2 protein-coding genes are annotated in these 16,561 nt (G+C 68.4%); both read right to left on the bottom strand.

Going from position 1 to position 16,561, the window contains the following annotated elements; translation table 11 throughout:
• Positions 1 to 1,332: polyketide synthase (locus ABZS43_RS35770; protein ID WP_355040440.1), on the bottom strand; the 1,332-nt coding region annotated here is incomplete at its 3' end.
• Positions 1,333 to 1,364: 32 nt separating this feature from the next.
• Positions 1,365 to 16,556, bottom strand: coding sequence for a type I polyketide synthase (locus ABZS43_RS35765; protein WP_355040441.1), 15,192 nt, complete (start codon positions 16,554 to 16,556; stop codon positions 1,365 to 1,367).
• Positions 16,557 to 16,561 lie beyond the last annotated feature (5 nt).

The raw sequence follows: 16,561 nt of genomic DNA, 5'->3' as shown, positions 1-16,561 counted from the left end.
CTCTTCGAGGATGACGTGGGCGTTGGTACCCGAAATCCCGAACGACGACACCCCCGCACGCCGCGGACGACCATATCGCGGCCACTCCCGCGCCTCGGTCAGCAACTCGACCCGACCCACCGACCAATCCACATACGGCGACGGCTCATCCACATGCAACGTCGCAGGCATACGCCCGAAACGCATCGCCTGCACCATCTTGATCACACCCGCCACACCCGCGGCAGCCTGCGTATGACCGATATTCGACTTGATCGAACCCAACCACAACGGCTCACCCCCCACACGCCGCCCATAGGTCGCCAACAACGCCTGAGCCTCGATCGGATCACCCAACTTCGTACCCGTACCGTGCGCCTCGACCACATCCACATCCGAGACACCCAACCCCGCACTGGCCAACGCCCGACGAATCACCCTCTGCTGCGACGGACCGTTCGGCGCGGTCAAACCATTCGACGCACCATCCTGATTCACCGCCGAACCGGCCACCACCGCCAACACCCGATGACCCAACTCCCTCGCCCGAGAAAGCCGCTCGACAACAAGAACCCCGACACCCTCGGCCCACCCAGTACCATCGGCCGCACCGGAGAACGAACGACACCGCCCATCCGACGAAAGCCCCTGCTGACGCGAGAACTCCACGAAGATGTCCGGCTTCGCCATCACGGTGACGCCGCCGACCAGGGCCAGCTCGCACTCCCCCGACCGCACCGAACGCCAGGCCGTGTGCAGCGCGACCAACGACGACGAACACGCCGTATCCACCGTCACCGCGGGCCCCTCCAGACCCAGTGTGTAGGCGACACGTCCCGACACCACCGATCCGGCCTGCTCCATCGGGCCGTAGTCGTGGTACATGACCCCCGCGAACACTCCGGTGCCCGATCCGCGCAACGATCTCGGATCGATCCCGGCGTCCTCGAGCGCCTCCCATGACGCCTCGAGCAGCAGTCGCTGCTGCGGGTCCATCGCGACGGCTTCCCGAGGGCTGATCCCGAAGAACGCGGCATCAAAATCACCCGCGTTGTACAGGAATCCACCCGAGCACGTGTACGACTTACCCGGCACTCCGGGCTCCGGGTCGTACAGTCCCGCCACGTCCCAGCCACGATCGGCCGGAAACCCGCCGACGCCCTCGGCACGCTGGTCGACCATCGCCCACAGAGCCGCCGGAGAGTCGACGCCACCCGGATACCGGCACGCCATGCCCACGATCGCCAGGGGCTCGGACGCCGCGTGTTCGAGGGCGTGTATCCGGTTGCGGGCTTCTCGGAGCTCGACAGTCATCCGTTTCAGGTACTGCGTGTACTTGGCTTCGTCGGTCATGTATCTCAATCCTTCGATCGCAATGCCGGAGCTCAGAATTCGCGATCGATGAGCGCGAAAAGCTCCTCACCGCTCGCCGATTCGATATCGCTGTTCGGGTCGGCCCCGGACTGAGGCAGCCCTGCCCATCTCTCGGTGAGTACCCGGAGGCGTTTGAGCACTTGCTGTTTGGTCTGGTCGTCGCTGTCGGTCCACGCCGTGCCTGCCAGCGCTGTCTCCAAGCCGGTGAGCAGGCTGCCCACGGAATGGCCGGGATCCGCCTCCCGGGCGGCCGCGCCGCCGGCGAGTTCGCATGCCAGATAGCCGACCAGGGCGACCGGATCCGGGTAGTCGAAGATCAGGCTCGCGGGCAGCCGCAAGCCTGTCGCTACGCCCAGACGATTGCGGAAGTCGACGGCGGCCAAGGAATCGAAACCGAGTTCTTTGAAGGCTCGGTCGGGCTCGATCCCGGCTGCCACACCGTGTCCGAGGACCGCAGCGGCATGCTCTCGCACAATGCTCAGCAGCAGGTCGTGACCGCGGTCGGCATCGAGTCCCGCCAATCGGTCCCGCAGACCGAGGTCGTCCGGGCCGCTCCCCACGCCGGCCACCCGGCGTCCGGCCCGGACCAGCTTCGACAGCGGCGCGGGCAGACGCCGCTCTTCGGCCAGGGTTCGCAGCGCCGCCCGGTCCAGTCGTGCGGGTACGAGCAGTGCTCGGTCGGAGGCCAGCGCGGCGTCCCACAGCGCCAGTCCCTGATCGGTTGTCATGGCTGCCAGTCCGTCACGTCCGGCCCGCGACCTGTCGCCTTCGGCCAAGCGTCCGGTCATGCCCGTGTTCTCGGCCCACAATCCCCAGGCCAGCGAGGTTCCCGACAGTCCGTGCGCACGCCGATACGAGATCAGCCCGTCCAAGAACCGGTTGCCTGCCGCGTAATTCGCCTGTCCCGGGGTTCCCAGTACCCCCGCGATGGAGGAGAACACCACGAACAGCGCAAGATTCAGCTCCGCCGTCGCCTCGTGCAGGTTCCAGCCACCGTCGACCTTGGGCGTCAGCACGGTTCGGAGCCGATCGGCGGTCAACGCCGTGAGGACACCGTCGTCGAGGACCCCGGCCGCATGCACCACACCGACCAGGTGGCCTGAGGCGTCGACCTCGGACACCAACTCCCGAACCGCGTTCCGATCTGCGACATCGCAGGCCACGACCCGCACGCGCGCCCCGGCGGCACGCAATCGGTCGACTACGACCTCGACCCCCGGGGTACCCGAACCGCGACGGCTGGTCAGCACCACGTCCCGCGCGCCGTGCGCGTCCACCAGATGCTGTGCCAGAACCGCGCCCAAACCACCGGTTCCGCCCGTCACGATCACGACGCCCGCACCGAGTGGAGGATGCGTGACCGATGCCTCAGCGCTGCGCGCTTCGACGGCCGTCAGCCGTGGGACGAGCACGTCTCCGCAACGGAGGGCCAGCTGTGTCTCCGTGTGCGGCGCGCGGCTCACCGCCCGGCCGATCTCCGCGTCGTCCAGCTCGATATCGCTGTCGAGCAGGACGATCCGGCCCGGATTCTCCGCCTGTGCGGAGGCGGCCAATCCCCAGACGGCAGCCCCGGCCAGGTCCGTGACCGCCCCCTGCCCGGTGTCGACCGCCCCCCGGGTCAGTACGACCAGACGCGAATCGGTGGGCCGCGGTTCGCTCAGCCACCACCGCAAGGCATTCAGCACCGCGGCCACGCGCGTGTGCACCTCGCCTGCGGGATCGAGTACCGACGTATCGCCGACGCTGCGCAACACCCGCACTTCCGGCATCTCGGCCGGCTCGGGGCACGGCATGCCGACTGCGGATACCCATCGCGTGTCGTACAGCCCGTCGATCGGCGCGTCCGTCAACGCGGCGGCGAGTTGTTCCGCGGACACCGGCCGCGAGATCAACGATTCCGCGCTCAGTACCGGTTGCCCGGCGGGATCGACGATCTCGACCGACACGCAGTCGGTGCCCGTCGTCCGCAGCCGGGCACGAACTCGCGTCGCGCCCGTCGCGGACAACCGGATGCCGGACCACTCGAACGGCAGCACCGTCTGCTCGGCGTCCGCCGCGGTGATCAGCACCGCGTGCAGAACCGCGTCCAGGAGCGCGGGGTGTATTCCGAAACCGGAACCGTCCCCACCGGGTAGCGCGACTTCGGCGTACACATCCTTGTCGTCGCGCCAAAGGGCCTCCAGCCCACGGAAAACGGGGCCGTAGTCATAGCCGCGGCGCGCCAGTCGCCCGTACACGTCGGTGAGATCGAGGGCTGTCGCACCGGTGGGTGGCCAAACCCACGGTTCGGGTTCCGGTTCGGGCTGCCCCTCGGTTGCCGCGAGCACCGCCTCGGCGTGGATTGTCCAGCCGGTGGATTCGCTCGCGCCGAGGCTCGCCTCGGTCTCCGGCCGGCCGAATACCGTTGCCGTACGGCTCCCGTCGAGCCTCGGCTCACCCACCACGATGCGCAGGGCGGTGGGCGACTCGGTCAGTATGAGCGCAGTGGTGAGCGTCAGTTCACGCACCACCGCGCAATCCACGCGATCTGCCACCGTCGCCAGCAGATCCACGAAACCCGCTCCCGGCAGCAGTATCCGACCGAACACCGCGTGATCGGTCAGCCACGGGGTCGAGGCCACCGACAACCGGCCCGTCACCACGATCCGGCCGCTGTCCGGCGACTCGATCTCCGCACCCAGCAGCGCATGTTCCACGGCATGCAGTCCCAGTGTCGAGATATCGGCGCGCGGGCGCTGGTCCAGCCAGAATCGCCGGCGCTGGAATGCGTACGGCGGCAACGACACCCGATGACGGCGCGAGCCGGGCACGACTTTCGACCAATCCATCGCACCGCCCGCGACGTACAGTTCCGCCGCACCCGACAGCGCAGCGGCGACCTCGCCGACATCGCGGCGCGCGGTGGACATCACCCGGGCCCGTGCCGGATCCACGCTCTGCGCGACCATCGGCGCCAGCGCCGCGGCCGGGCCCACCTCGAGGAAGCGCGTGACTCCCGAGGCCGACAGGGCCGCCACCCCCTCCGCGAACCGCACCGGACGGCGCACATGCTCGACCCAATAGGCCGCTTGCGCGTAGCCGTCTCCGGCGAGTTGTCCGGTCAGATTCGACATTACCGGAATCCGAGGCGGCGATACCTGCAGATCCGCGATCTCGGCCGCGAACTCCGACAACATCGGCTCCATCAACATGGAATGAAACGCATGTGAGACCCGCAGACGAGACGTCTTGCGTCCCCGGCCGGCGAACACCGCCGCCACCGAGTCCACCGCCGCGGCGACGCCGGAAATTACTATGGCCCCTTCGCCATTCACAGCAGCGATATCGACGCCGGCACAGAGCTCGCCGATGATCTCTGCCTCGCTCGCCTGGATCGCGGCCATCGCGCCACCGCGGGGCAATGCCTGCATCAACCGTCCACGCATCACCACCAGCCGCGCGGCATCCGGCAGCGACAACACCCCGGCCACATGCGCCGCGGCAATCTCACCCACCGAGTGGCCCGCGACCGCGTCCACGGTCACGCCCCACGTTTGCAGCAACCCGAACAAGGCCACCTCGAAAGCGAACAAGGCCGGCTGCGCGTGCCCGGTCGATTCGAGCCGCGCTTCGTCGGATCCCCACATCACTTCGCGCAGTGGTCGATCCAGCCATCGATCCAACTCGGCGACGACCTCGTCCAGCGCCGCAGCGAAGGCCGGAAACGCCTCTGCCAGTTCACGACCCATGCCCAGCCGCTGCGAACCCTGCCCGGAGAACACAACACCCGTGCGTCCGGTGACGGTGCGTCCGGAAACGACACCCGGCCTAGCCAGCCCGGCCGCCAGGGACTCCAGACCGGCCGTCAGATGTGTGGATTCGGTACCGAGCACGACCGCACGGTGATCGAAGACGCTGCGGCGGATGAGCGACGCGGCGATGTCACCGGCCGAGACATTCTCTGCCGCGATGAATGCCAGCAGGGACGCGGCCTGCGAGGAGAGTGCGTCGGTGGATTTCGCCGACAGCGTCCACGGCACCACGGGAGGCATGGTGGCCGCGGTGGATTCGAACTCGATCGGCGCTTCTTCGAGTATTACGTGGGCGTTGGTGCCCGAGATTCCGAACGACGACACCCCCGCCCGCCGCGGACGACCGCTACGCGGCCACTCCCGCGCCTCGGTGAGCAACTCGACCCGACCCGCCGACCAATCCACATGCGGGGTCGGCTCGGCGACGTGCAACGTCGCGGGCATCCGCTCGAATCGCATGGCCTGGACCATTTTGATCACACCCGCGACTCCGGCGGCCGCTTGGGCGTGACCCATGTTCGACTTGATCGAGCCCAGCCACAAAGGCTCATCGCCGTCACGTCGGCCATAGGTCGCCAGCAGCGCCTGAGCCTCGATCGGATCACCCAGCTTGGTCCCCGTGCCGTGAGCCTCGACCACATCCACATCGGAGACATCCAGTCCGGCGTTGGCCAGCGCCTGGCGAATCACCCTTTGCTGCGAGGGGCCGTTCGGTGCGGTCAATCCGTTCGACGCGCCGTCCTGATTTACCGCCGAGCCCGCAACCAGCGCGAGCACCCGGTGGCCCAATTCCTTTGCCCGCGAGAGCCGTTCGACTACCAGGATACCCACGCCCTCGGCCCAGCCCGTACCGTCGGCCGCGACGTCGAAGGACCGGCATCGCCCATCCGGCGACAGACCCTGCTGCCGCGAGAACTCGACGAACACCTCCGGCGTCGACATGACGGTCGCACCCCCGACCAGCGCGAGGTCGCATTCCCCCGAACGCACTGCCTGACCGGCCAGATGCAACGCCACCAGCGAAGACGAGCACGCCGTGTCCACCGTCATCGCCGGGCCCTCCAGACCCAGCACATACGACACCCGCCCGGACGCGACGCTCGCGGCGATGGACGGGATTCCGAAACCCTCGCCGCCGTACCCCTGAGGGGAAGCCAATCCGGTGAAAACTCCGGTATCGCTGCCCTTCAGGCCGTGTGGGTCGATGCCCGCGTCTTCGAGCGCCTCCCACGACACCTCGAGCAGCAGTCGTTGCTGCGGGTCCATGCCGAGCGCTTCGCGCGGACTGACGCCGAAAAAGTCGGCATCGAATTCCGCTGCCTCATAGAGGAATCCACCCGATCGCGTGTAGGTCTTCCCCGGCTTGCCGGGTTCGGGATCGTACAGGTCCGCCGGATCCCAGCCGCGGTCGGCCGGCAGCTCGCCGACCACGTCGAGACCCTGATCCACCATGTCCCACAGCGCCCGTGCCGAATTCACCCGTCCGGGGTAGCGGCACGCGATTCCCACAATGGCCAGGGGGTCGCCCGGCGCGCCGATCGTGGTCGCCGTAGCGCGCCGACCGGTGCCCGATGTGGTCCCGAACCCCAACTCCGACAGCAGGAATCGCGCCAGGGATGCCGGCGACGGATAGTCGAAGACCACGCTGGCGGGAAGTCCGACTCCGGTCGCACCGCCGAGGCGGTCACGGAAACCCACCGCGTCCAGGGAGTCGAAGCCGAGTTCCTTGAAGGCACGATCGGGTTCGATGGCGGCCGCTCCGGAGTGTCCCAGCACCACCGATGCCATTTCACGCACCACCTCGAGCACGACGTCGTAGCGGCGACCCGCATCGAGGTCCGCCAGCCGATCGCGCAACGCGTTGCCGATCGCGGGCGTCGTGTTCACGGCGGCGCGGCGGCCCGCGCGCACCAGACCGGCCAGCAGTGACGGCAGCCTGCCCTCCTCGGCGCGCGCTCGTAGGGCCGTACGGTCCAGTCGTGCAGGCACCGCCAGCGGTTCACCGGTGCACAGCACCGCATCCCACAGCGCCAGTCCCTGTTCGGCGGTCATCGCGGCCAGGCCGTCTCGGCTCATCCGCGACACGTCACGGAAGTTCAGGTGCCCGGTCAATCCGGTGCCCTGCCCCCATAGGCCCCAGGCCAGCGAAACGCCCGCCAACCCGCGGGCCCGGCGGTACGAGATCAAGCCATCCAGAAAACGGTTGCCCGCCGCGTAATTCGCCTGTCCCGCTGTGCCCAGCACCCCCGCGATCGACGAGAACACCGCGAACAACGACAGATCCAGCCCCGCCGTCGCCTCGTGCAGATTCCAGCCACCATCGACTTTCGGCGCCAGCACGGTCCGCAACCGAACAGCACTCATCGCCTCGAACACACCGTCGTCGAGCACGCCTGCCGCGTGCACCACACCCACCAGACGACCAGAAGACACTATTCCCGACACCAATTCGCGCACCGCGGCTCGATCCGCCACGTCACACGACGCGAGCCGAACCCGGGCACCCATGGCCTCCAGTTCGGCGACGAGGACTTCCACATCCGGTGTAGCCCGTCCTCGGCGGCTGGTCAGCACGAGGTCTCGCGCGCCGTAGGCGTCGACCAAGTGGCGCGCCACCACCGCGCCAAGGCCACCAGTCCCACCGGACACCAGCACCGTCCCCGTGTCGAGCACGATTTCCTTCGACCGCTCGGCGACCTGCCCGGGATCCGCTGGCGCCAGGCGCGGCAGCAGTATCGCGTCTCCGCGCAGCGCGAGCTGCGACTCGGTGGCCGCGACGCGGCTCAGCGCCCACCCGATGTCGGTCTCGTCCACGTGAATATCGCTGTCGAGCAGAATGATCCGGTCCGGGTGCTCGGTCTGCGCGGATGCCACCAGACCCCAGACCGCCGCGGCCGCGAGATCCGTCACGGGCGAGTCGATGGTGCCGATCGCGCCGCGCGTCACCACGACCAGCCGTGCGTGCGCGAATCGTGGGTCACCCAGCCAGTTCTGCAGGAACTCCAGAACTTGCACCGTCAGCTCGTGCGTCGCCGCGGCGAGGTCTACAGAGGTCTCATCGCCGTTCACCGCCGCGGTTACCCCACAGCGGACGCCGTAGAACTCCGTACGTGGTCCCGCGCTCGCGGTGGTGTCCGCTCCCCTCGCCAGGTCGTCGAAAAGCCCCTCCACAGAGTCGACTCCGACCATGCGGATTTCACCGACCTCGCGGATCTCCGCTGCGGCGCCTGCGTCGTTCCAGTGCAGCAGATGCAGGCCGTCGATCGGTGTCGTGGCCAGGCCTGCCGCCAACTGGGCGGGCGATACCGGGCGCGATAGCAGCGATTCCACCGTCATGACCGGCCGACCGCCGGTGTCCGCGATCTCGATCGAGAAACTGTCCGCTCCGGTCGCGCGAAGGCGAGCGCGCACCCGGGTCGCGCCCACCGCGGGCGATCGGACTCCCGACCACGAGAACGGCAGCAGGACTTCCGAATCCGCACCGGAGGTGATCAGCACCGCGTGTAACACCGCGTCCAGCAATGCCGGATGCGTCCCGAAGCCGGAACCGTCACCGCCGGGCAACTCGGCCTCGACGAAGATCTCGTCCTCGGTTCGCCAGACGGCGGTCAGTCCCCGGAACGCCGGGCCGTAGTCGTAACCGCGAGCGGCGAGCAGCTCGTACGCGTCCGTGATATCGACGGTCACTGCGCCGGGCGGAGGCCCCACCGGCAGATCCGCAGTCTCGGATCCGACCCCGGCCTCCGCGGCGCCGAGCACCCCGTCCGCGTGGAGCGTCCAGTCCCCGGACTCGACATCATCGTCGGCTTCGCCCTGGATCCGGGAGTGGACGGACACCGCCCGGGTACCGTCGGCCCCAGGTGGATCGACAATGACACATACCTGAATGGCATCGTCGCCCAACAACAGTGGCGCGGTGATGGTCAGTTCGCGCACCGCGTCGTAGCCGATCCGGTCGGCTACGGCAGTCACCAGCTCCACGAAACCCGTTCCGGGAAACAGGATCCGGCCGAACACCGCATGGTCGGCCAGCCACGGCATGGTGGCGACCGACAGCAGGCCGGACACCATCATCCGGCCGCTGTCCGGGACGTCGACGACCGCACCCAGCAGAGCGTGCGGCATGGCGCGTAGACCGAGCCCGGACGCGTCGGTGGCCGATTTCGGAAGCTGCCAGTACCGCTCGTGCTGGAACGCATACGGCGGCAGAGACACCCAGCTTCCCCCGTGGTCGGCGACCACCGCAGGCCAGTCGACCGTGCCGCCTGCGACGAACAACTCCGCCGCCGAGGTGAGCATTCGCCGCCATCCCCCGTCGTCGCGGCGCAGCGACCCCACCACTACGGTGTCGTCCGCCATCGGCGTTGCGGGGTGAGCGAGGGCGTCGAGATTGTCGTGAACGGCGTTGGTCAGCACCGGATGCGGGCTCGACTCCACGAACGCGCGGGCTCCCGCCTCGAACGCGGTCGCGATGGCGAGATCGAAGCGCACGGTCTCACGCAGATTCGTGAACCAGTACTCCGGAGTCAAGGCCGCGGTGTCCATCGCCTGTCCGGTCACGGTCGAGACGAACACCGGACCTCCCTCGGGGACGGTCCGGGGCACGATCCCGGTCAGCGCCGCGAGCACCGGGTCCCGCAACTGGTCCACGTGCACGGAGTGCGAGGCGTAGTCGACCGGAATCCGGCGGGCCCACACACCCTCGCGCTCACAGACGGCTGTCAACTGCGCGCACGCCTGCGCGTCGCCGGAAATCACGGTCGCCGCCTGGCTGTTGACCGCGGCGACGCTCAGGGCCGAACCCCAGCTCGCGATCAGCTCACGCACTCGTTCGACCGGCGCGGCCACCGAGACCATCGATCCGGATCCCGCGATCGCCGCGATCGCACGACTACGACCCACCACCACCCGCACCGCGTCCGGCAGCGACAACGCACCCGCTACGTACGCGGCCGCGATCTCCCCTTGCGAATGACCGATCACCACATCCGCACGCACCCCCATCGACTCCCACAGCTTGGCCACCGACGTCATCACCGCGAACAACACCGGCTGCACCACATCCACACGCTCGAGGTCGACGTCGACCACGGTCCCCGAAACCACCTCCAGCAGCGACCAATCCACCAGCAGCGACAACACCTGGTCCACCGCACGCAGGTGCTCGGCGAACACCGGCGAGCTTTCCGACAGCTCCCGGCCCATACCTATCCATTGCGAGCCCTGCCCCGGAAACACCAGCGCGGTGCGCGTACCCGTCACTCGCGCTCGACCGGAAACCGCCGGCGCTTCGAGGCCCGCCAGCAGTTCCGCACTGCCGGCCGCCACCACGACGGCACGATGTTCGAACAACGTTCTGCCGATGAGCGAGGCCGATACGTCGGGTGCCGAGACGGTCTCCGCCACGACATATTCCCGCAGGCGAGCGGCATTGTCGGCAACCGCCGCGGCGGACTTGCCCGACAGCACGAACGGTAGCGCGCGCTCGGCTGTCGCCCCGACCGGCTCCAGAGAATCGCTGACACGCGGCTCGGTCGGAACAGGCGGCTCTTCGAGAATGACGTGCGCATTGGTGCCCGAAATCCCGAACGACGACACCGCCGCACGGCGCGGACGACCAAATCGCGGCCAGTCACGCGCCCGCGTCAGCAGCTCGACCCGGCCTGCGGACCAATCCACATGGGCTGAAGGCTCATCCACGTGCAACGTCGCGGGCATACGCCCGAATCGCATGGCCTGCACCATTTTGATCACACCCGCGACACCTGCGGCCGCTTGGGCATGGCCCATGTTCGATTTGATCGAACCCAGCCACAACGGCTCACCGCCCTCGCGCCGACCGTAGGTCTCCAGCAACGCCTGGGCCTCGATGGGATCGCCGAGCGTGGTGGCCGTCCCGTGTGCTTCCACGACATCCACGTCGCCGATGCCCAGCCCGGCATTGGCCAGCGCCTGGTGAATGACGCGCTGCTGTGAAGGGCCGTTCGGCGCGGTCAGGCCGTTGGAAGCACCATCCTGGTTGACCGCGGAACCGGCCACCACCGCCAGCACGCGATGACCCAATTCCCGCGCACGGGCGAGCCGTTCGACGACGAGTACGCCTACGCCTTCGGCCCACCCGGTGCCATCGGCCCCGCCCGCGAACGAACGGCAGCGTCCGTCCGGCGAAAGTCCCTGTTGCCGAGAAAATTCCACGAAGACTTCGGGCGTCGCCATGACAGTGACACCGCCGACCAGTGCCAGCTCGCACTCTCCCGAGCGCACGGCTTGCCCGGCCAGATGCAGAGCGACGAGTGACGACGAACAGGCCGTGTCCACCGTCACGGCGGGCCCCTCGAGACCCAGCACGTACGAGATCCGCCCCGACGCGATCGCACCGCCCCCGTCCGCGTCGGGGTAGTCGTGGTACATCAGACCCGCGTAAACGCCTGTGGCACTGCCCTTCAAGCCGTGCGGATCGATCCCGGCATCTTCCAGCGCCTCCCACGAGGCTTCCAGCAGCAACCGCTGCTGCGGATCCATCGCCAGCGCTTCCTTCGGACTGATGCCGAAGAAGCCCGGATCGAAATCTCCCGCATTACCCAGGAAGCCGCCCGATCGAGTGTAGGACTTCCCCGCCTGACCCGGCCTCGGGTCGTACAGCCCGGCCACATCCCACCCGCGGTCGAGCGGGAAATCGCCGATGACGTCGAGTTCTCGATCGACCATCGACCACAGCCCCGCCGGTGAATCCACCCCACCCGGGTACCTGCACGCCATACCGACGATGACCAGTGGTTCGTCGGCTCCTGCCACCGCGGCGGTCGCCGCCGTCGCCGCCGGTTCGTTCTCGCCGCACTCTCGCAGCAGGTGCCGTGCCAGCGCCGCGGCGGCGGGATAGTCGAAGATCAGACTGGAGCGCAGCCGCAGCCCGGTCGCGGCGGAGAGGGCATTGCGGAACTGCAATGCCGACAGTGAGTCGAACCCGAGGTCCTTGAACGCGCGGTCCGGATCGACGGCAGCCGCCGTCTCATGCCCGAGTACGGCCGCCGCCTGCGTGCGGATCAGATCGAGCACCAACGCATACCGCTGTTCGGCGGCCACCCCGGTCAACTGTTCCCGCAGCCCGATCGTGCTCGTGCCCGGAACACCCGCGGCCGTTCGACGGCCCTCGCGTACCAGGGCCGACAACAGCGGCCGCAGCTGTCGGGCGTCGGCCTGTGACCGCAGGACCGCCCGATCGATGCGTGCGGGCACCAGCAGTGCACGGCCGCTCGCCAGGGACGCGTCCCACAGCGCCAGCCCCTGCGCGGTCGACATCGCCGCCAGCGCATCACGATTCATCCGCGCTACCGCACCGCTGTCCAGGTGCCCGGTCATGCCGGTGGTCCGGTCCCACAGCCCCCATGCCAACGAGACGCCCGGCAACCCGCGCGCCCTCCGGTAGGAGATCAGCCCATCCAGAAAACGGTTGCCCGCCGCGTAGTTGCCCTGTCCGGGGGTGCCGAGCACACCCGCGATCGAGGAGAACACCGCGAACAGCGACAGATCCAGACCGGCCGTGGCCTCGTGCAGGTTCCAGCCGCCGTCGGCCTTCGGGAGCACAACGGTTCGTAGCCGTTCCGCGGACAGCGAGGGCAGTACACCGTCGTCCAGTACACCGGCCGCGTGCACCACGCCGTCGAGCCGACCATCGGCGGTGAGTTCGGAAACCAGTTCCCGCACCGCATTCGGGTCGGCGACGTCGCAAGCACGGACACGCACCCGAGCGCCCGCGCCACTCAGGTCCGCGACCACGGACTCGACCTCGGGCGACTCCGCGCCGCGACGACTGGTCAGCACGAGGTCCCGCACTCCGTGGGCGAGGACCAGGTGCCGCGCTACCACGGCGCCGAGGCCGCCGGTACCACCGGTTATCAGCACCGCGCCCTCGGCGAGCGGTGGCAGGTCGTCGAATCCGCGCTCCACGGCACCGCGTTCGACAGGAACGAGGCGCGGACACATCAGTTCGCCGTCACGCTGGACCAGCTGGGATTCGCCGAGCGCGACCCTGCTCAGCAATCGCTCGATGTCGGCGTCGTCGAGGTCGGCATCGCTGTCCAGGAGTGTGATCCGGCCCGGATTCTCCGACTGCGCCGACGCCACAAGTCCCCAGACCGCCGCGCCGGTGAGATCCTCAACGGCCATCTCGTCGGTGTCGACGGCCGCTTTGGTCAGCACGACCAACCGTGAGGACGCGAAGCGCTCATCGCCGAGCCACGATTGGAGTATGCGCAAGACCCGCGGCAGAGCGGCGTGCACATCGACCACCGGGTCGGCCGCGACGGACGCGGCAGAGCATCGCAGGACTACGACGTCGCGTACCTCACCTGACAGCGCCGACCACAGGTCGTCCCCGTCGCTGATATCCGCGAGTGCGATCGACCCGAGGGTTCCGCCGTCGGCCGCCGTACCGAGTTCGACCGGACTCCAACGCACCCGATGCAAACCGTCGCTCACGCCGATATTCGATGCCGAGGTCAGCTGATCCGCCGAAACCGGCCGCGTCAGCAGCGTCTCCGCGGTCAGCACCGGCTGCCCGGCGGCATCGAACACATCGATCGAGACAGTGTCATCGCCGGTCGGTCGCATCCGGGCTCGGACCCTGGTAGCGCCGACCGCATGCAGTCGCACCCCGGACCACGCAAAGGGCAGCACCACCCGATCGGGGCCGGCGGTAGCGGCCAGAGCATGCAGGACGGCATCGAGCAGGGCGGGATGCAGCGCGAACTCCGAACCCTCGGTGCTGGGCAGCGCCGCTTCGACGAACACCTCGTCCGCGACGCGCCACACTCCGGTCAGGCCCTGGAACACCGGACCGTATTCGTATCCGCGCGCATTCAGATCCTCGTAGACATCGCCGATATCCGATGCGGTCGCTCCCACCGGCGGCCAAGCGGGCGATTGCCGCCGCGATGTGCCGGACCGGTTGTCCCCGGAGTTCTCGACGGCGGCCTCGGCGTGCAGGATCCAGTCCGTGACGCCATCGTCGTTCGGCCGGGAATAGATCGAGACCCTGCGGCCGCGATCCGGAGCCGAATCGGGTTCCGGACCCACGATCACCTGCAGCTGGATCGCGCCCTCGGACGGAATGATCAGCGGGCTGCGCAGGACGAGTTCGCGCACCAGGTCGCACTCCAGCCGATCGGCCGCGTGCAGCACCAGCTCCAAGAATCCGGTACCGGGGTACAGTACCTGTCCGAAAACCGCGTGATCGGCCAGCCACGGCGCGGTGCTCAGCGACAGCAGGCCGGTGAGGACCAGTTCGCCCGCGTCGGCCGGCTCCACCTCGACGCCGAGCAGCGGATGGTCGGCGGCGCGCAAGCCGAAACCGGCCGCGTCGGCGGTCGCCGCCGACTGCCAGAAATGCCGATGCTCAAAAGCGTACGGGGGCAACGATATCCTTCGCCCACCGGTCTCGGCGGCGATCGCAGGCCAGTCGACGGCGCCGCCCGCCGCGAACACCTCCGCCGCGGAGGCGAGCAAGCGTCGCCCGTCTCCTTCGTCGCGGTGCAGCGACCCCACGACCACCACCGGGTCATCCGTCCGCCCCACTCCGACTTCTGTCGTATCGCCGGTGGTTTCGGCAAGCATGTCGGTGATGTCGTGGGTACTGGAAGTCAGTACCGGATGTGGGCTCGACTCCACAAAGGTCCGGCAGCCGATCTCGAACGCCGACACCACGGCCCGTTCGAACTCGACCGTCTCACGCAGGTTGGTGTACCAGTACCGGGCGGTCAATTCCGCGGTATCCATCGGCCGGCCGGTGACCGTCGATACGAACACCGGGCCACCTGCCGGAACCGAGCGGGGGCTGATGCCGGACAGGGCGTCGAGGACCGAGTCTCGCACGAGTTCCACATGCTCGGAGTGCGAGGCGTAGTCCACCGGAATGCGGCGCGCCCACACCCCCTCGCGCTCACACGCGGCGACGAATTCGGCACACGCGTGCGCGTCGCCCGAGATCACGGTCGCGGCAGGACCGTTCACCGCCGCGATGCTCAAACCGGCGCCCCAGTGGTCCACGAGCTCCCGTGCCCGTTCGGCCGGTACCGCCACCGAGACCATCGCCCCGGACCCGGTGATCGCCGCGATCGCACGGGTGCGTCCGACAACTACGCGCACGGCATCGTCCAGGGAGAGTCCGCCCGCCACGTAGGCCGCCGCGATCTCGCCCTGGGAGTGACCGATCACCACGTCCGGACGGACGCCGATCGATTCCCACCAGCGCGCCAGCGAGGTCATCACCGCGAACAACAGCGGTTGGACCACGTCGACCCGCTCCGGGTCCACATCGGCGACGGATCCCGAAATCACCTCCAGCAGAGACCATTCCAGGTACTCCGACAGCGCCTCGTCGACCGCTCGCATATGGTCGGCGAATACGGCCGAGCTCCGCAGTAGTTCTCGGCCCATGCCGATCCATTGCGCGCCCTGGCCTGGAAACACGACAGCGGTGCGCCCGGTCACGCCGGCCGGTGACGTCGTCGCGACGGTGTCCAGTCCGGTGATCAGCTCCTCGAGGCCGGATCCGAGAACAACCGCGCGGTAGGGGAACATGCTGCGCTGGGCCAAGGACACCGACACATCCGCGGCCGACACCTCGGCGCCGAGCACGAACTCGCGTAGTCGTGCGGCCTGCGCCGTGAGAGACGCGGCACTTTTCGCCGACAGCACCCATGGCAGCGCCGCCGAGGGCAGTGCGGGGACTTGCCGCGCGACAATCGTTTCGGCATCCTGAGACGGCTCTTCGAGGATGACGTGGGCGTTGGTACCCGAAATCCCGAACGACGACACCCCCGCACGCCGCGGACGACCATATCGCGGCCACTCCCGCGCCTCGGTCAGCAACTCGACCCGACCCACCGACCAATCCACATACGGCGACGGCTCATCCACATGCAACGTCGCAGGCATACGCCCGAAACGCATCGCCTGCACCATCTTGATCACACCCGCCACACCCGCGGCAGCCTGCGTATGACCGATATTCGACTTGATCGAACCCAACCACAACGGCTCACCCCCCACACGCCGCCCATAGGTCGCCAACAACGCCTGAGCCTCGATCGGATCACCCAACTTCGTACCCGTACCGTGCGCCTCGACCACATCCACATCCGAGACACCCAACCCCGCACTGGCCAACGCCCGACGAATCACCCTCTGCTGCGACGGACCGTTCGGCGCGGTCAAACCATTCGACGCACCATCCTGATTCACCGCCGAACCGGCCACCACCGCCAACACCCGATGACCCAACTCCCTCGCCCGAGAAAGCCGCTCGACAACAAGAACCCCGACACCCTCGGCCCACCCAGTACCATCGGCCGCACCGGAGAACGAACGACACCGCCCATCCGACGAAAGCCCCTGCTGCCTGGAGAACTCCACGAACA

This window comes from Nocardia sp. NPDC005366 (assembly GCF_040606855.1).
Lineage (GTDB): Bacteria > Actinomycetota > Actinomycetes > Mycobacteriales > Mycobacteriaceae > Nocardia.
The sequence above is the reverse complement of the archived record's forward strand: the minus strand, read 5'-3'. Positions and strand labels throughout refer to the sequence as shown.